The sequence below is a fragment of the Alteribacter salitolerans genome (assembly GCF_016901055.1).
In the GTDB taxonomy this organism is placed as follows: domain Bacteria; phylum Bacillota; class Bacilli; order Bacillales; family Salisediminibacteriaceae; genus Alteribacter; species Alteribacter keqinensis.
On the sequence record NZ_JAFEUX010000003.1, the window covers coordinates 222,059 to 238,283 of the forward strand.

The window sequence follows — 16,225 nt, forward strand, 5'->3', positions numbered from 1 at the left end:
CTACATTAAAGGACCAATGGCTGAAGCCAGTGCTTCTTTACTTCTTTTCAGCAATGACCGTTTGTTTAACTGTTCAATCGTTACCCGGTCGCTGCGGTTCAGATCTTCTTTTACCTGTTCCATCACCTGTTCAATCCAGCTTTCGTTATAAATCAGACAGTTCACTTCATTGTTCAGGTAGAAACTCCGTTTATCAAAATTGGCCGTTCCGATGTCACAGATATTGTCGTCTACAATGATGGCTTTTGAATGATAAAAGCCCTGAAAGTAAAGGTGTATTTCCACACCTGCTTCAATAAGAGGGCGGAAGTAAGGGTAGGCAGCATGGATCACGAGAGGGTGATCAGGGTTTTTGGGCATAAGCACCCGAATGTCCACTCCGCGCTTGGCCGCTTGGATGAGTGCGTCTTTTACCTTTTTACCCGGAACAAAATAAGGGCTGCCGATAATTAACGACCGCTTGGCTTTGGAAATCAGTGTAAGAGCAAGCTCTTCCACATGAGCCCCGTCTGATGGGAAGATCTGAATTTGTTTTTTCCCTTCGTGCTGGGGAGGGTAGAAACGGTCTTCGTGAACAAGATCCTCCGAAGACCCGCTTTTCCAGTCAATAAGGAACTGCTTCTGCAGGTCGATGACACCTTCTCCTTTAACTGCCAGGTGATAATCACGCCAGGGGCCGAATTCCGGGTCACGCCCCAGATACTCATCACCCACGTTATAACCCCCGATATAGCCAATCCGCCCATCAATCACAGTAATTTTGCGGTGATTACGCTGGTTGGCACTGTAAAACAGAAAAGGAAGCTTTGGTTTATTTGTAATGGTAAGCTGTACACCGGCTTGCTCTAACGCTTTTCTCCCTTTCCTTGAGACTCTTATTCCCATGAAATCCACCATAAGCCTGACCTCTACACCGGCCTTTGCTTTACTTTTCAGCTTTTCAAGCATCTTTTTACTGATGTCATCTTCCCTGAAAATATAAAAGAGCATATGAATATGCTGCTCCGCCTGCTCAATCTCTCCAAAAAGATGATCAAAGAGTTTGTCACCTCTTGCAAAAAATTCAACATCGCTTTTTCTGAAGGGAGGCTCCTGATAGGGTGGAATATTTTTATGGTGAATGTAGCGTGCAATATTAAAATCGATAATAAATAAAAGGATAACGGCTAAGAGAACAAGAATAATGATTAGAAGAATATTCAGGATTGCCATATTCGGACCTCCTTACGTGTGGGATCTTGCGCCGCATCAAGCTGCTGACACTTCTTCTAGTTTCCCTCTTCAAGTGAAAATCAATCCATCCGGATAAAAAAATGACCATGAATGAATACTCATTCACTATTCGTTGTGGTATAATTAAAAACAAAATTCATTCTATTTTCTGAAAAGGGTTTTTCTTCCGATTTTTCCAGGCGGGAGAAAAATGTCTGAAAGGGGCTGTCTACATCATGGATCCAATCCTCATCAACTGGCTGATGTTCATTCTTGTAACCGGTTACGCGCTTTATTTGTTTGCGACACTGGTCAAAACAAGAATCGAATACATCAAGCTTGGTCAAAAAGCGGAGTTTACCCGTTCGGTAAAAGAACGGAAAGATGTGTTCTTTAAGCAGGTATTCGGTCAGGAAAAGCTGCTGAAGGATAAGAAGAGCGGTATTATTCACCTTATGTTTTTCTATGGCTTTTTACTCGTGCAGTTCAGTGCCATTGACCTGATCTGGAAAGGTCTTGCCATTGGCTCACACCTGCCTTTGGGACCGGTATATCCGTTCTTTACGTTCTTCCAGGAAATTGTTGTCTTAATGATCCTTGTAGCCGTTGTCTGGGCATTCCACCGGCGCTACGTTGAAAAGCTTGTCCGCCTTAAGCAAAATGCCAAAGCGGGGCTTGTTCTCATTTTCATCGGCGGCTTAATGATTTCCAAGCTGTTCGCCAAAGGAACGGAAATGATCTGGCTCGGAAAATCAGCAACCTGGGCTGAGCCGATTGCGACTGGAATTGCAACTGTTCTTTCGCCGATCGGTACAACTGCAGCAGGTGCCCTGTTCTTCGTATTCTGGTGGGCACACCTGTTATTCCTGCTCGTCTTCCTTGTGTACATTCCACAAGGGAAGCACGCTCACTTAATTGCAGGACCGGCAAACGTATACTTAGGACCAACACATAAAACAGGTCAGCTGAAACCAATCAATTTTGAAGATGAAGATGCAGAGAAGTTTGGTAAAAACCAGATCGAAGAGTTTGACCAGAAGCAGCTTCTTGATCTTTACGCCTGCGTGGAATGCGGACGCTGTACGAATATGTGTCCGGCAACGGGAACAGGGAAGATGCTGTCTCCGATGGACCTGATCGTAAAAATGCGTGATCATTTAACGGAAAAAGGCGCAGCTGTCACGTCACGCAAACCGTGGATGCCGACGTACGCCTTTGATAATACCCGTGCCAATCAGCTGGCGGCTGCCGGAGCAGCCGGGCAGGAAGCAGCAGCTGCTTCTGAAGCTTATGACGTAAGCCTTATCGGTGACGTCATTACAGAAGAAGAGCTGTGGGCTTGTACTACCTGCAGGAACTGTGAAGATCAGTGCCCGGTAGCCAACGAGCACGTGGATAAAATTATCGACATGCGACGCTACCTCGTTTTAACTGAAGGAAAAATGGACCCTGAAGCACAGCGGGCCATTACAAACATTGAGCGCCAGGGCAACCCGTGGGGGATCAACCGTAAAGAGCGTGAGAAATGGCGTGACGGCCGGGACGATATTTACGCACCTACGGTAAAAGAACTGAAAAAAGCGGGAGAAGAATTCGAATATCTCTTCTTTGTAGGCTCAATGGGCTCATATGATAACAGAAGCCAGAAAATTGCCCAGTCTTTTGCTAAAGTGATGAATGAAGCGGGCGTTAAATTTGCTATTCTAGGAAACAAGGAAAAGAACTCCGGTGATACTCCTCGCCGTATCGGAAACGAGTTCCTGTTCCAGGAGCTTGCCACAGCGAATATTGCGGAATTCGAGAAAAACGACGTGAAGAAAATTGTCACGTTCGACCCTCACGCATACAACACGCTGAAAAACGAATACCCAGACTTCGGTTTGGAAGCAGAAGTGTATCACCACACCGAGCTTCTTTACGAACTTGTCCGTGACGGACGTCTGAAGCCGGCAAAAGAAGTGAATGAAGTCATCACATATCACGACTCCTGTTACCTCGGCCGCTACAATGATGTATATAATCCGCCGCGTGAAATCCTGAAAGCGATCCCCGGCGTCCAGGTCGTGGAAATGGAACGTAACCGTGAAAACGGTATGTGCTGTGGGGCCGGCGGAGGAATGATGTGGATGGAAGAAGATACTGGAACCCGTGTAAATGAAGCCCGTACCGAACAGGCACTTGCTGTGAGCCCATCGGTCATCGGCAGTGCGTGTCCTTACTGTCTGACCATGCTCAGTGACGGTACGAAATCGAAAGAAGTAGAAGAGTCCGTGAAAACAATGGATATTGTAGAAATTTTAGAAAAATCTTTGGAAACAAAAAAGGAATCTGTCACTGTATAAAGAAGTAAGTAAAGTGATGAAAAAGTAAATCACATCCGGGAGGAGGGAGGATCATTCCTTCTCTCCGGGTGTTACAGCATTTTTTTGGGAGCCTTTTTGAAAGCGCTTTATTCTTTGTCATGTAATTGGTCTGAGCGAGCGTTCAATCATATTGTTCAAATTTAAAGGAGGAATAATCAAATGGGAAAAACGGTCATTGTTAGCGGAGCCAGAACACCGGTTGGGAAACTGGGCGGAAAACTTTCAGGATTCACAGCATCGGAACTTGGGGGAAAAGCAATCTCTGAAGCTTTGAAACGAGGAAACGTAGACACAGGTGATGTTCAGCACGTCATTATGGGGACAGTGCTGCAGGGCGGACAGGGGCAGCTTCCATCACGACAGGCACTGCACCATGCAGGCCTTCCTTGGGAGACGGAAACAGAAACCATCAATAAAGTCTGCGCATCCGGTATGAGAAGTGTCACATTAGCTGATGTATTAATTCGTTCCGGCGAACACGATACGGTTGTGGCCGGCGGGATGGAATCTATGAGTAATGCACCGTATTTTGTGAAAAATGCCAGATTCGGCGTCAAAATGGGACCAACGAAATTTGAAGACATGATGATTCATGACGGACTGACTTGTACGTTCACCGGTGTTCACATGGGTACCTACGGAAACAAAACAGCGAGCGAATATGAACTTACCCGTAAAGTGCAGGATGAGTGGTCCTACAGAAGTCATCAGAGAGCGACTGATGCCATCAGCGCAGGAAAGTTCGCTGACGAGATCGTGCCGGTGGAAGTACCGCAGCGAAAAGGGGATCCTCTCGTTGTAAAAGACGACGAATCTCCACGGGCAGATACGTCTGTTGAAAAGCTTGCGAAACTAAAGCCTGTATTTGGTGCAGACGGGACGATTACAGCAGGAAATGCTCCTGGTGTAAACGACGGAGCCGCAGCATTGGTCGTTATGGACGAAGCAAAAGCAAAAGAGCGGGGTCTTGAGCCGCTTGCAACAATTATCGGGCATACACAGCTTGCAGTAGAGCCGGAAAACTTCCCAAAAACACCGGGTCTTGTCATTAACAAACTTCTTGAGAAAACAGGAAAATCCTTAAGCGATATCGATCTGTTTGAAGTGAACGAAGCTTTCGCAGCCGTGTCACTTGCAAGCGGAAAAATTGCAGATCTCGATCCTGAAAAAGTAAACGTAAACGGCGGAGCAGTAGCACTCGGTCACCCAATCGGTGCAAGCGGAACCCGAGTCATCCTTACCCTTGCCTATGAACTTAAAAGAAGAGGCGGCGGAATCGGTATTGCCTCCATCTGCAGCGGCGGAGGACAGGGCGACGCCATCATGATCCAAGTGTAATAAACCTGCATGTAAAGATGACGATTGGTCTTGTATAAAAGACGATGCAGCAGGAATGCGCGTCACCACCGGGGAGATTGAAGGGGATGGAAGCAGCAACGATATTACTGAAAACTTGCTTAAATCCCACAAAGGAAAAACCTTTTAAATAGTTCACCCTGGTATTTTTTGGGACTCTCAACTACTCATCGCCATTCTAAGCTTCGTTGAATGGAATACGCTCCCTTTCCGCGGACTCGCGCCGAGCCTCCTCGGGGCTCTGCCCCTGTGGGGTCTCGCCTTTCTCGCACTTCCGCAGGAGTGTCGCGTATTCCGTTCCACTCCGCACAATGCGCTGAGGAATAAGAGTACAAGGATAACCATACCGAAAATAGACAGCATGCCTGCTTTGGATTTTGTAAAAAAAGGTGATGAAGCCGAAGTGCCAGTACCACCGCGTAAAGCGAAAGGCACGCAGCCTTTATCTCAAGTGTCCTGATTAAAGAGAAGATAAACAAAGGAGGCTGACTATTCGGCCGAGGTATCTTTATCCTCTTGTCAAAGTAATGCGCAGTTGAACGGATATATGCGACACTCCTGCGGGAAAAGCGAGTTCCGGGGAGACCCCGCAAGCGCGCAGCGCTGAGGAGGCTCCTGAACCGCCCGCGGAAAGGGAGCATATTCCGTTCAACGAAGCTGAATTTAAATAAAGGACTATAGCATCCTTCCAAAGCCAACTAGGCGGTAAGTCAAAACACTGTCAAAAGGAGTCGTTAAACCCCATGGATATAAAACGCGTAATGGTCGTAGGTGCAGGACAAATGGGCTCAGGAATTGCCCAGGTATGTGCCATGAACGGCTACGAAGTCATTCTTCACGACCTGAAGGAAGAATTCGTCCAAAAAGGTATTGAAGGAATAAAAAAACAGCTTGAAAAGCAAGTCAAAAAAGAACGGATTTCAGAAGCAGACATGGACCGGTTCCTCCGTCAGGTACATCTGTCCACAGACTTAAACAATGCTTCTGACGTGGATCTTGTTATTGAAGCTGCAGTAGAAAACATGGAAGTAAAAAAGAATGTGTTCAAGCAACTAGACGCCATATGCCCGGAACATACGATTCTCGCCACAAATACGTCCTCTCTTCCGATTACAGAAATCGGAGCGGAAACGAACCGTCCATCGAAAGTGATCGGCATGCATTTTATGAATCCGGTACCGGTCATGAAGCTTGTTGAAATTATCCGTGGACTCGCTACAGACCAGGAAGTTTATGATGCAATCCGGACCATGTCCGAAAACTTGAAGAAAACACCAGTTGAAGTTCAGGATTTCCCTGGCTTTGTATCAAACCGCATTCTTATGCCGATGATCAACGAAGCCATTTATACGGTATATGAAGGTGTGGCATCACCAAACGACGTGGACGAAGTGATGAAGCTCGGAATGAACCATCCAATGGGCCCGCTCACGCTTGCAGATTTCATCGGCCTTGATACATGCCTGTACATTATGGAAACCCTTCACGAAGGATTCGGCGATGACAAATACCGGCCGTGCCCGCTTCTCCGTAAATACGTAAAAGCCGGCTGGCTCGGCAAGAAAACAGGTCGGGGTTTTTACGAATACAGCTAGAGAGGCGTGAAGCACCATGGAACTGAGATGGAACGAAGAACAGGAAATGATGCGGAAGATGGTCCGCCAGTTTGCAGAGGAGAAAGTAAGCAAAGCAGTACAGCGAATGGAAGAGACCGACGAATTTCCTGCTGAGATCGTTAAGGAAATGGGAAGCCTAGGACTTATGGGGATCCCTATTAAAGAAGAATACGGCGGAGCCGGAATGGATTTTACATCCTACATTCTGGCGATTCATGAACTGTCAAAAGTAAGCGCCACACTGGGCGTTGTCTTATCTGTTCATACTTCGGTAGGAACAAACCCGATACTGGACTTTGGAAACGAAGAACAGAAAAAGCGATACGTACCCAAGCTGGCATCAGGTGAGTATATCGGTGCCTTCGCTCTAACCGAGCCAGGCTCCGGAAGTGATGCGGCCGGGATGAAGACGACCGCTGTAAAAAAAGATGATCATTACATTCTGAACGGATCGAAAGTGTTTATTACAAATGCAGGTGCTGCCCAAACGTATATCGTTTTTGCCAAGACAGATCCGACTGCAGGCGTTAAAGGCATCAGCGCATTTATCGTGGAAAAAGATACACCGGGATTTACGGTCGGCGCGAAGGAAAAGAAGATGGGCCTTCACGGTTCAAACACGTCTTCCCTTTCATTTGAAGATGCCAAAGTACCTGTTGAAAACCTTCTTGGTGAGGAAGGAGAGGGCTTTAAAATCGCCATGGCAAACCTCAATTTCGGCCGGATCGGCATCGCTGCCCAGGCGCTCGGGATTGCTGAAGCGGCCCTCGAGTATGCAACAGCCTATGCTAAAGAACGAAAGCAATTCGGCCGCTCGATCGGCTCCCAGCAAGGTGTCGCCTTTAAGCTTGCAGACATGGCCACTAAAGTGGAAGCAGCCAAGCTCCTCACCTACCGTGCAGCAAACCTGAAAGAACACGGACGCTCCTGTGGAATGGAAGCATCCATGGCGAAGATGTTCGCCTCTGACACTGCCATGAAAGTGGCAACAGAAGCGATTCAGGTCCTCGGGGGATACGGCTATGTAAAAGAATACCCGGCAGAGCGTTTCTTCCGCGATGCAAAAGTCACACAAATCTACGAAGGAACCAACGAAATTCAACACCTCGTAATCAGCAAAGCACTACTAAACAACTAAATGCTATGTCTGATTAACCGACAAAAGAGCTGTGTTGATGCAAGAACATCACAAGATTCCAAGACGAAAGCACCTTCCCACAGATGAAGCGGGAGTGCCCGAGACTCCCGGGGAAGTGGGGGCCAGGCGAGACCCCGCAGTGCATGCAGGCTTCATCAGATCCATGAGGAGGAGGCTTACTTGCACCTCCTCGCATTAAAACGATCCCTTACAAAGTTATTACCAGCAAGCAAAACAACCGAACAACGAGAATAAGAGGCTGAAAGCATGACAGCCCAACCTATGGAGGAATAAAAATGGATTTCTTACTCAGTGAAGAACAACAGATGATCCGGAAGATGGTCCGGGATTTTGCAGAAAACGAAGTAGGACCGACAGCGGCGGAACGTGACGAGGAAGAACGATTCGACCGCGCCATTTTCGACCAGATGGGAGAACTCGGACTGACAGGCATTCCATGGCCGGAAGAGTACGGCGGTATCGGAGCCGATTATTTAAGCTACGTCATTGCCGTAGAAGAACTTTCCCGTGTCTGCGGATCAACAGGCGTAACCTTATCCGCCCACATCTCACTGGCAGGGTGGCCGATCTATACGTTTGGAACAGAAGAGCAAAAGCAAAAGTACCTTCGTCCAATGGCCGAAGGAAAGAAGATGGGAGCCTACGGGCTGACAGAGCCCGGATCCGGAAGCGATGCTGCCAGTATGAAAACTGTGGCAAAGCGAGACGGGGACGACTACATCATTGACGGTTCGAAAATTTTCATTACCAATGCCGGCGAAGCAGAGATCTATGTTGTTTTTGCCCTCACAGATCCAGAGAAAAAGCACAAAGGATGCTCCGCCTTTATCGTTGAAAAAGGAACGCCTGGCTTCTCCATGGGGAAAAAGGAAAGCAAACTTGGCATCCGTTCGTCTCCAACCCTTGAAATTATTTTCGATCAGTGCCGTGTACCTGCAGAAAACATGCTGGGCAATGAAGGAGACGGCTTTAAGATTGCCATGATGACCCTTGACGGCGGACGAAACGGGATTGCAGCCCAGGCAGTAGGGATTGCCCAGGGAGCTCTGGATGCGTCTGTCAATTATGCAAAAGAGCGTAAGCAGTTCGGAAAGCCAATCGGCGTTCAGCAGGGTATCGCCTTTAAACTCGCCGATATGGCTACTAAAATTGAAGCGTCCCGCCTTCTCACGTATCAGGCGGCCTGGAGAGAAAGCCAGGGCATCTCCTATGGAAAAGAATCAGCGATGTCGAAGCTGTTCGCAGGAGATACCGCCATGGAAGTGACAGTGGAAGCGGTTCAGGTATTCGGAGGATACGGGTACATTAAAGAATACCCTGTGGAGCGCTACATGCGTGATGCGAAAATTACACAGATTTACGAAGGTACCAACGAAATTCAGCGCCTCGTCATTTCAAAAATGCTGCTGGCAAATTAATAGAATGAAAGGGGGAAAGAGAATGGAAAACATAGCAGAACGGATCAGAAACAAAGAACTCCGTGCCCTTGCCAGAGGAATCAGCTACGTTGAAGACAATCATGAACAAAAACAGGAACTTCTCTCCATGCTCTTTCCCCATACAGGGAAAGCCCATATCGTAGGCATTACCGGTTCCCCCGGAGCCGGTAAAAGCTCTCTTGTGAACGGTCTGGTGAAAGTATGGCGTAAGCAGGGGAAAACCGTCGGAATTGTAGCGGTTGATCCTACCAGCCCTTTTTCAGGCGGGGCCCTTCTCGGAGACCGTGTACGCATGCGGGACCACGAAGAAGATGACGGCGTTTTTATCCGGAGCATGGGAACGAGAGGGAGTCTTGGGGGACTGTCCGAAGCGTGTAAAGATGCCATCCGTCTTATGGATGCCTCCGGTCTTGATATTGTCATCGTGGAAACCGTGGGTGTAGGGCAGAGTGAACTGGACATCATGAAGATCGCCGACACGATTGCCCTTGTTCTTTACCCGTCGGGCGGCGACGTAATTCAGGCGTTTAAAGCAGGGATTATGGAAATTGCCGATGTGTTCGTGATTAACAAAGCCGATCTTCCGGGCGTTGATCAATTAAAAGGGGAAGTGGAAGATCTGCTTCACTTAACCGCTGAACATAAGGACTGGAAGCCGCCGATATTGAAGACTGTATCGACTGAAGGAAAAGGAATGGACGACGTTGTCTCCCGAATCACTGCTCACAAGGAACAGCTTTTATTGTCAGGCGGTGGAACTGAGCGCAGGTTCAGTCAGCTTGAAGAGGAAGTCACAAGAAGACTGAAAGAACAATTCGCAGAGGATATCCGCGATCTTGTCCGAAGCGAGCTTGAAAATTCGCAAGAACCAGGTGACCCGTACGATACGGCTGCCCGGGTTTACAGACAATACAGAGAAAAATCAGGGGTCAAGGAGGGGAAGGCGTGAAGAAAAAACAAGTTCCGTCCATGGTGAAGGATCAGCGTCTGGTTAAAAAACGCAGAGATCAGATTGTAAAAGCAGCGGTTCAGCTATTTAACAAAAAAGGGTATCACAAGACAACCACTCGTGAAGTTGCCCAGAAGTCGGGCTTCAGTATTGGGACGCTTTACGAGTATATCGGCTCAAAAGAAGACATTCTCTACCTTGTCTGCGACTCTGTGTACGATGAAGTAGTGGAAAACTGGGCGCAGCTCATGGATGAAAACCTTCATGGGCTGGAGCGTCTTAAACAGGTGATCGAAGCGTACTTCCGTGTGGTGAACGATCTGCAGGATGAGGTCCTCGTTATGTACCAGGAATCCAAGTCCCTTTCCGGAGAAGCCCTCAATTATGTGCTGCAAAAAGAATTGAAAATGAAAGCCATGTTTGAAAAAGAACTGCAAAATGCCATTGACGAAGGGTACTTATCCCTTACAAAAGAAGAACTTGATCTTGCGTGCCACAACATTTTAGTTGCAGGACATATGTGGACATTCCGGCGCTGGGTGGTTCAGCGTGAATACACAATCGATCAGTACTGCAAGCTTCAGCTACGTCAACTGCTTGAAGGCTTTAACCTTCAGACATCACCCAGCGTTGAAAAAGAACTGAGCTGATTACTCACAGAAGAAGGCACTAAAAAAGTTCGGTCTTTAACTTTTTTAAGCGCCTTCTCAGAAAGGAAGGATCAACATGAAACGTTACGAACCGAAAAACCCGGTCCGCTTTGTTACGGCTTCAGGCCTTTTTGACGGCCACGACGCCTCCATTAATATTATGAGGCGGATGCTTCAGGCAACAGGTGCCGAAGTCATTCATCTCGGTCATAACCGCTCCGTAGAAGAGGTCGCTGACGCTATCGTCCAGGAAGATGTCCAGGGTGTAGCTATCTCTTCTTATCAGGGGGGGCACGTGGAGTATTTTAAATATCTCTACGATTCTCTTAAAGATCGAGGGGTAAGCCATGTAAATATTTTTGGCGGCGGGGGAGGAGTTATTATCCCTGCAGAAATGAAAGAGCTTCATGACTATGGAATCAAACGAATCTATTCTCCGGAAGACGGGCGGAAAATGGGCCTCCAGGGGATGATTAATGAAATGATGGAGTTGTGCGATTTCCCTCTGGACGATGTGTCGGATGTGGATCTTCAAAAGCTTACAAACCGTGAAGCGAAAGATATTGCACGAATGATCACGGTAGCTGAAAAACGGGCGTTCAACAGCCGGGAAGTGGCAGCCTCTGCAGAAACACTCTTTGAAGAAGCGGTTAATCAGTCGAATCTGCCCGATGTCCCTGTCCTTGGGATTACCGGAACAGGAGGCGCAGGAAAAAGTTCGTTAACCGATGAACTGGTCCGACGTTTTTTACGGGCATATGAGGACAAAACCCTGGCGATCCTGAGTGTTGACCCGACTAAGAAAAAGACCGGTGGAGCGCTGCTCGGTGACCGGATCCGGATGAATGCGATTCATCATCCCCGTGTTTACATGAGAAGCCTTGCTACCCGCGACAGCCGTCAGGAACTGTCAAAAGCGATTGAAGAATCCATCCGTGTAGTGAAAAAAGCCGGTTTTGACCTGATCATTGTGGAAACGAGCGGAATCGGTCAGGGAGATGCTGCCATCTCAGACGTGGCGGATGTATCCATGTACGTCATGACAAGCGAGTTCGGGGCGCCTTCTCAGCTTGAAAAAATCGATATGATCGACTTTGCCGATTTGATTGCCATTAATAAATTTGACAGAAAAGGTTCGGAGGATGCCCTCCGTGAAGTGCGCAAGACGTACCAGCGAAGCCATACGCTGTTTGAAGAAGACCCGGAAACCATGCCTGTTTTCGGAACGATTGCAAGTCAGTTTAACGATCCGGGAACGAACCGTCTATTTTACGAGCTTGCAGTCATTCTGGATAAAAAATGCGCCGGCAGCTGGGGCACCGACCTCGGTAAAACTGACAAGCTGACAGAAAAGGATGCCATTATCCCTCCTGAGCAGATCCACTATCTCCGTGAGATCGCCCAGAAAGTAAGAGGATACCATGCTGATACAGAGGCTGAAGTAAAGAAAGCCCGCCGATTGTTCCAGGTGGAGGGAACCCTTGAAGCGATCGATGAAGAAGGAACAGAAGGTGTTGACCGCACGAGCCTTCTTGAGCTTCGGGATCACTACTCCCAGTCTCTTGATTCACAATCAAAAGAGACGCTGGATACATGGGAAAGTACGAAAGAAGCCTATGCTAAAGACGAGTTCGTCACGAAAATCCGTGACAAGGAAATCGTGACGGAACTGAAGACAACAAGCCTGTCCGGACTCGATATTCCAAAAGTGAGTCTGCCGAAATACGAAGACTATGGCGAGATTGTCCGCTGGGTCCGTAAAGAAAACGTACCGGGGAAGTTTCCTTACACAGCAGGCGTGTTTCCGTTCAAGCGTAAAGGGGAAGACCCGAAGCGTCAGTTTGCCGGAGAAGGATCTCCTGAACGCACCAACCGCCGCTTCCACTATTTATCCAAGGACGACGAAGCGAAGCGCTTATCCACTGCCTTTGACTCCGTTACGCTGTACGGAGAGGACCCGGGATACCGTCCTGACATTTACGGAAAAGTCGGTGAGAGCGGTGTGAGTATCTGTACCCTTACCGATATGAAAAAGCTATATGACGGGTTTGATCTGTGTGCTCCGTCTACGTCTGTTTCCATGACGATCAACGGGCCGGCACCGATTATTCTCGCCATGTTTATGAATACAGCGATCGATCAGCAGCTCGCATTCTTCGCAGAGGAAAACGGCCGCCCTCCAACGGATCAGGAGACTGCGGGAATTAAAGCCAAGACCGTTTCTACGGTCCGAGGTACTGTTCAGGCCGATATTTTAAAAGAAGACCAAGGACAGAACACGTGTATCTTTTCAACGGAGTTTGCTCTTCGTATGATGGGAGACATCCAGCAGTACTTTATCGATAACAAAGTACGTAACTATTATTCAGTCTCCATCTCCGGCTACCATATTGCCGAAGCCGGGGCGAATCCAATCAGCCAGCTTGCCTTTACACTGGCTAACGGATTTACGTACGTGGAGTATTACTTGAGCCGCGGAATGAACATTAACGACTTTGCGCCGAATCTGTCGTTCTTCTTCAGTAACGGCCTCGATCCTGAGTACACCGTTATCGGACGTGTAGCGCGGCGTATCTGGTCTGTAGCTATGAAGAACAAGTACGGAGCAAATGAGCGAAGCCAGAAGCTGAAGTATCACATTCAAACATCGGGCCGTTCTTTACACGCCCAGGAAGTGGACTTCAACGACATCCGTACAACACTTCAGGCACTGCTTGCGATATATGACAACTGTAATTCTCTTCATACGAATGCCTATGACGAAGCGGTGACAACACCGACAGAGGAATCTGTCCGCCGTGCCATGGCGATCCAGCTGATTATTACAAAGGAGCTCGGCCTGGCAAGAAACGAGAACTCTCTTCAGGGCTCGTTTATTATCGACGAACTTACGGATCTTGTAGAAGAAGCGGTGTTAATGGAACTTGAGCGTCTGAATGACCGGGGCGGTGTACTCGGTGCCATGGAGACTCAGTATCAGCGAGGAAAAATTCAAGAAGAATCTCTACTTTATGAGACGAAAAAGCATAACGGTGACCTTCCAATCATCGGCGTGAACACGTACCTGAACCCGAATCCACCTTCAGAGGACGAGTTTGAGATGGAACTGGCCCGTGCCACGAAAGAAGAAAAAGAGGGACAGATTACTCATTTGAAAGAATTCCAGGATTCAAACGGAACAAAAGGGGAAGAAGCGTTAAACCGTCTGAAGCAGACGGCGCTGAATGGGGGCAACCTGTTTGAAGAGCTGATGGAGACGGTCCGCTATGCGAGTCTCGGCCAGATTACAAATGCTTTATATGAAGTGGGCGGTCAGTACCGCAGAAACTTGTAAACGTTATGTAGGGACCCGGGCTGCCTCAATCTGAGGCAGCTCTTGTTTATTAAAAGGAAATATAAAAGTTCTCTGTGAATTTATAATGAGATTTGACCGCGTAAGCTTCCTTGATCAAATGAAGTATTTAGCTTTGTTTTAATAATGGGTATTTTTAAGAGACGATTTACTGTAGGAAAGGAATTCCTAAGTACCTAAGTGTCTCTTTCACGTCCTTACTTTGAATTGGAGAAGCGATGTAGCCGGAATGTCCTCCTGCGGTAGCAGGGGCTGGGAGAGACACCGCAAACGAAGTGAGGAGGCTCGCCGGCACCGAAGGGACATACCGGCTGCATGTTACATCTTACGACTTTTAATATTTGTGTTTCTCCTTAATATGGGGGAGGGTCTGTAAACTCAAGCAACGGAAATCGACCTCCGGGTTTAACAGGGTCAGTGCGTAAGTTAATCCAGAGGATCTTTGCTTTTTCCGTATTTCAAAAGGTCATAAACAGCCATCATGTCACTCGGATGATCTTCTGAGTACCGCGCCGGGAAAAGGGCGAAGAACATATAATAGACTGAAAAGTAGACGAACTGGTAAAAAAAGATGTGAGGTTCAAACATGCCGGTCAGTATCAGGCTGTTTATGAGAATGATGCTCCCGGCATTAAATAACGATCCGCCGAGAAAAACGAGTATATGAGCGATTTTTGTGTCGTGTTTCAGTTTTTCGTACTGGCAAAAGCTGTGCCAGAAATAAATCCGTCTTACCTCTACAGGGCCAAGGGCAAATAATTTTTTGCCGGCACCGATCGTAAAGGTAATCTTCCCTCCAAAAATCCAGGCAAAAAAAGCATGACCAGCCTGGTGAATCATTGTGATCAGAGGAAGAATGACTAATAGTGACAAAAAGAACAATGTCATGTCTTCTAAATTAAAAATAGAGATTTCTCCTCTCCTGCTCAATGTTAAAGCGTCAGGGGTTTTGAGCAGGAATTGACGGAAAGGACCGGCTTCTTAAAAGATCGTTGTGTTAAAGGTCATTGCTTTTGTCAGTAAGCGTTGATGGAGCAAAACGGGAGGAAAATCAACACCGGGGTATAACAAAACCTAACAGATAAATCCAGCCGGTAAGCGGGGGCTTCCGGCCTCCTTTTTTAAGAAGCGGACTCCTATAATAAAAAATGTTGCTTGCTTATGTCAATGAAACGGTGTAAAAAGGGTATAAAGAAGGTTTGAAGTGGAAAACATTGGATGGATAGGTGCGGTTTGATTTGCGCTTAAAGTAAGTGCTTTCCGATGGTTGCTGCAAGATACGCTTTGTGGCTTTCATGCCCTTTATTTAGATTCCTGCTGTCTGGATCATTTCTTTCTTCAACCTGCTTTGATAGACTGGCATAAAGACAGTGTTTATGTTTATAATGAAAGGTGCAATTTAACAATTCTCTGTTTCGATTTTGATAAGGAAATAGTGTCGGGAGCCAAAAGGTCCACGAGGTTCTCACATTACCTATAAAGAACTAAGATTATGAGGGCGAAAGGAAGTGCCGGTTGTGAGCTTTAAACAATATAATGATACACAGCTGAAAGAATTATCCATGTTGGAGATTGCATACGAACTTTTGAAGGAGAAAAAAGGGTCTGAAGAGTACCACGTGTTGCTTAAGCAAGTGGCTGGGATGAAAGAAATCTCTGATGCCGATCTCAAAGACCGTATTGCGAACCTTTACACTGAAATGTCTCTTGACGGCCGTTTCGTAAACCTTGGAGACAACAAGTGGGGTCTTCGTTCCTGGTATCCGTTCGATCAGACGGAAGAGGAACTTTCCCAGACGAACAAGCCGAAAAAGAAAAAGCTTCGTGCATCTGCAGATGAAGATGATGACATCTTTGGTGATCATGAGGACGACTTCGACGAGTTTGAAGATCTTGAAGATGAGCTTGACGAACTTGCCAATGAAGAAGACGAGGACTTCGAAGATCTGGATGAAGAAGACGAGTTTGACGGTGAAGAGGACGAAGAAGACTTAGACAGTGAAGACGAAGAAGATCGTTAATTTTGACTGCTGCTCATTACAGACTGCCTATTGACATGGACGTACATTCTAGGTAGAATCATTTTTGGGCTACACAAGCACGTAAATATGAACGAAACCAATATATAA

At 47.3% G+C, this 16,225-nt stretch carries 11 protein-coding genes; 9 read left to right on the top strand and 2 right to left on the bottom strand.

What is annotated here, in order from left to right; all coding sequences use genetic code 11:
* On the bottom strand, nt 1-1,212 hold the full coding sequence (gene cls, locus JSY36_RS07260) for a cardiolipin synthase (protein WP_205165867.1): 1,212 nt from the start codon (nt 1,210-1,212) through the stop codon (nt 1-3).
* A gap of 236 nt (nt 1,213-1,448) precedes the next feature.
* On the opposite strand from cls, the gene JSY36_RS07265 reads away from it, so the two are divergent.
* The 8 genes from JSY36_RS07265 (at nt 1,449) to icmF (ending at nt 14,078) form a co-directional block, all read left to right on the top strand.
* Nucleotides 1,449-3,554, top strand: a complete 2,106-nt coding sequence (locus JSY36_RS07265; protein WP_122899667.1) for a (Fe-S)-binding protein — start codon at nt 1,449-1,451, stop codon at nt 3,552-3,554.
* A 180-nt stretch (nt 3,555-3,734) separates the two neighbouring features.
* Complete coding sequence (locus JSY36_RS07270; protein WP_205165868.1) at nt 3,735-4,913, top strand: acetyl-CoA C-acetyltransferase; 1,179 nt, start codon at nt 3,735-3,737, stop codon at nt 4,911-4,913.
* 761 nt (nt 4,914-5,674) lie between these two features.
* On the top strand, nt 5,675-6,526 hold the full coding sequence (locus JSY36_RS07275; RefSeq protein ID WP_205165869.1) for a 3-hydroxybutyryl-CoA dehydrogenase: 852 nt from the start codon (nt 5,675-5,677) through the stop codon (nt 6,524-6,526).
* Between the two features lie 16 nt (nt 6,527-6,542).
* A complete protein-coding gene (locus JSY36_RS07280; protein WP_205165870.1) occupies nt 6,543-7,685 on the top strand; it encodes an acyl-CoA dehydrogenase in 1,143 nt (380 codons plus the stop codon).
* Nucleotides 7,686-7,981: 296 nt separating this feature from the next.
* The gene (locus tag JSY36_RS07285) at nt 7,982-9,124 is read left to right on the top strand and encodes an acyl-CoA dehydrogenase (RefSeq protein ID WP_205165871.1); all 1,143 of its coding nucleotides are present in this window, start codon (nt 7,982-7,984) and stop codon (nt 9,122-9,124) included.
* A 22-nt stretch (nt 9,125-9,146) separates the two neighbouring features.
* A complete protein-coding gene (meaB, locus tag JSY36_RS07290) occupies nt 9,147-10,094 on the top strand; it encodes a methylmalonyl Co-A mutase-associated GTPase MeaB (RefSeq protein WP_205165872.1) in 948 nt (315 codons plus the stop codon).
* The gene (locus JSY36_RS07295; RefSeq protein ID WP_205165873.1) at nt 10,091-10,744 is read left to right on the top strand and encodes a TetR family transcriptional regulator; all 654 of its coding nucleotides are present in this window, start codon (nt 10,091-10,093) and stop codon (nt 10,742-10,744) included. The genes meaB and JSY36_RS07295 overlap by 4 nt, the downstream gene beginning before the upstream one ends.
* A 76-nt stretch (nt 10,745-10,820) precedes the next feature.
* Nucleotides 10,821-14,078, top strand: a complete 3,258-nt coding sequence (gene icmF / locus JSY36_RS07300; protein ID WP_205165874.1) for a fused isobutyryl-CoA mutase/GTPase IcmF — start codon at nt 10,821-10,823, stop codon at nt 14,076-14,078.
* A gap of 444 nt (nt 14,079-14,522) precedes the next feature.
* Here icmF and JSY36_RS07305 read toward each other — a convergent pair whose 3' ends face one another.
* A complete protein-coding gene (locus JSY36_RS07305) occupies nt 14,523-15,002 on the bottom strand; it encodes a hypothetical protein (RefSeq protein ID WP_205166068.1) in 480 nt (159 codons plus the stop codon).
* 611 nt (nt 15,003-15,613) lie between these two features.
* Between JSY36_RS07305 and rpoE the strand changes: the two genes are divergently transcribed.
* The gene (gene rpoE, locus JSY36_RS07310) at nt 15,614-16,117 is read left to right on the top strand and encodes a DNA-directed RNA polymerase subunit delta (RefSeq protein ID WP_205165875.1); all 504 of its coding nucleotides are present in this window, start codon (nt 15,614-15,616) and stop codon (nt 16,115-16,117) included.
* Nucleotides 16,118-16,225: the final 108 nt, after the last annotated feature.

What these genes read in the sequence shown, in the direction of transcription:
- cls (WP_205165867.1), bottom strand. Translation starts at nt 1,212, where the DNA reads ATGGCAATCCTGAATATTCTTCTAATCATTATTCTTGTTCTCTTAGCC.
- JSY36_RS07265 (WP_122899667.1), top strand. Translation starts at nt 1,449, where the DNA reads ATGGATCCAATCCTCATCAACTGGCTGATGTTCATTCTTGTAACCGGT.
- JSY36_RS07270 (WP_205165868.1), top strand. Translation starts at nt 3,735, where the DNA reads ATGGGAAAAACGGTCATTGTTAGCGGAGCCAGAACACCGGTTGGGAAA.
- JSY36_RS07275 (WP_205165869.1), top strand. Translation starts at nt 5,675, where the DNA reads ATGGATATAAAACGCGTAATGGTCGTAGGTGCAGGACAAATGGGCTCA.
- JSY36_RS07280 (WP_205165870.1), top strand. Translation starts at nt 6,543, where the DNA reads ATGGAACTGAGATGGAACGAAGAACAGGAAATGATGCGGAAGATGGTC.
- JSY36_RS07285 (WP_205165871.1), top strand. Translation starts at nt 7,982, where the DNA reads ATGGATTTCTTACTCAGTGAAGAACAACAGATGATCCGGAAGATGGTC.
- meaB (WP_205165872.1), top strand. Translation starts at nt 9,147, where the DNA reads ATGGAAAACATAGCAGAACGGATCAGAAACAAAGAACTCCGTGCCCTT.
- icmF (WP_205165874.1), top strand. Translation starts at nt 10,821, where the DNA reads ATGAAACGTTACGAACCGAAAAACCCGGTCCGCTTTGTTACGGCTTCA.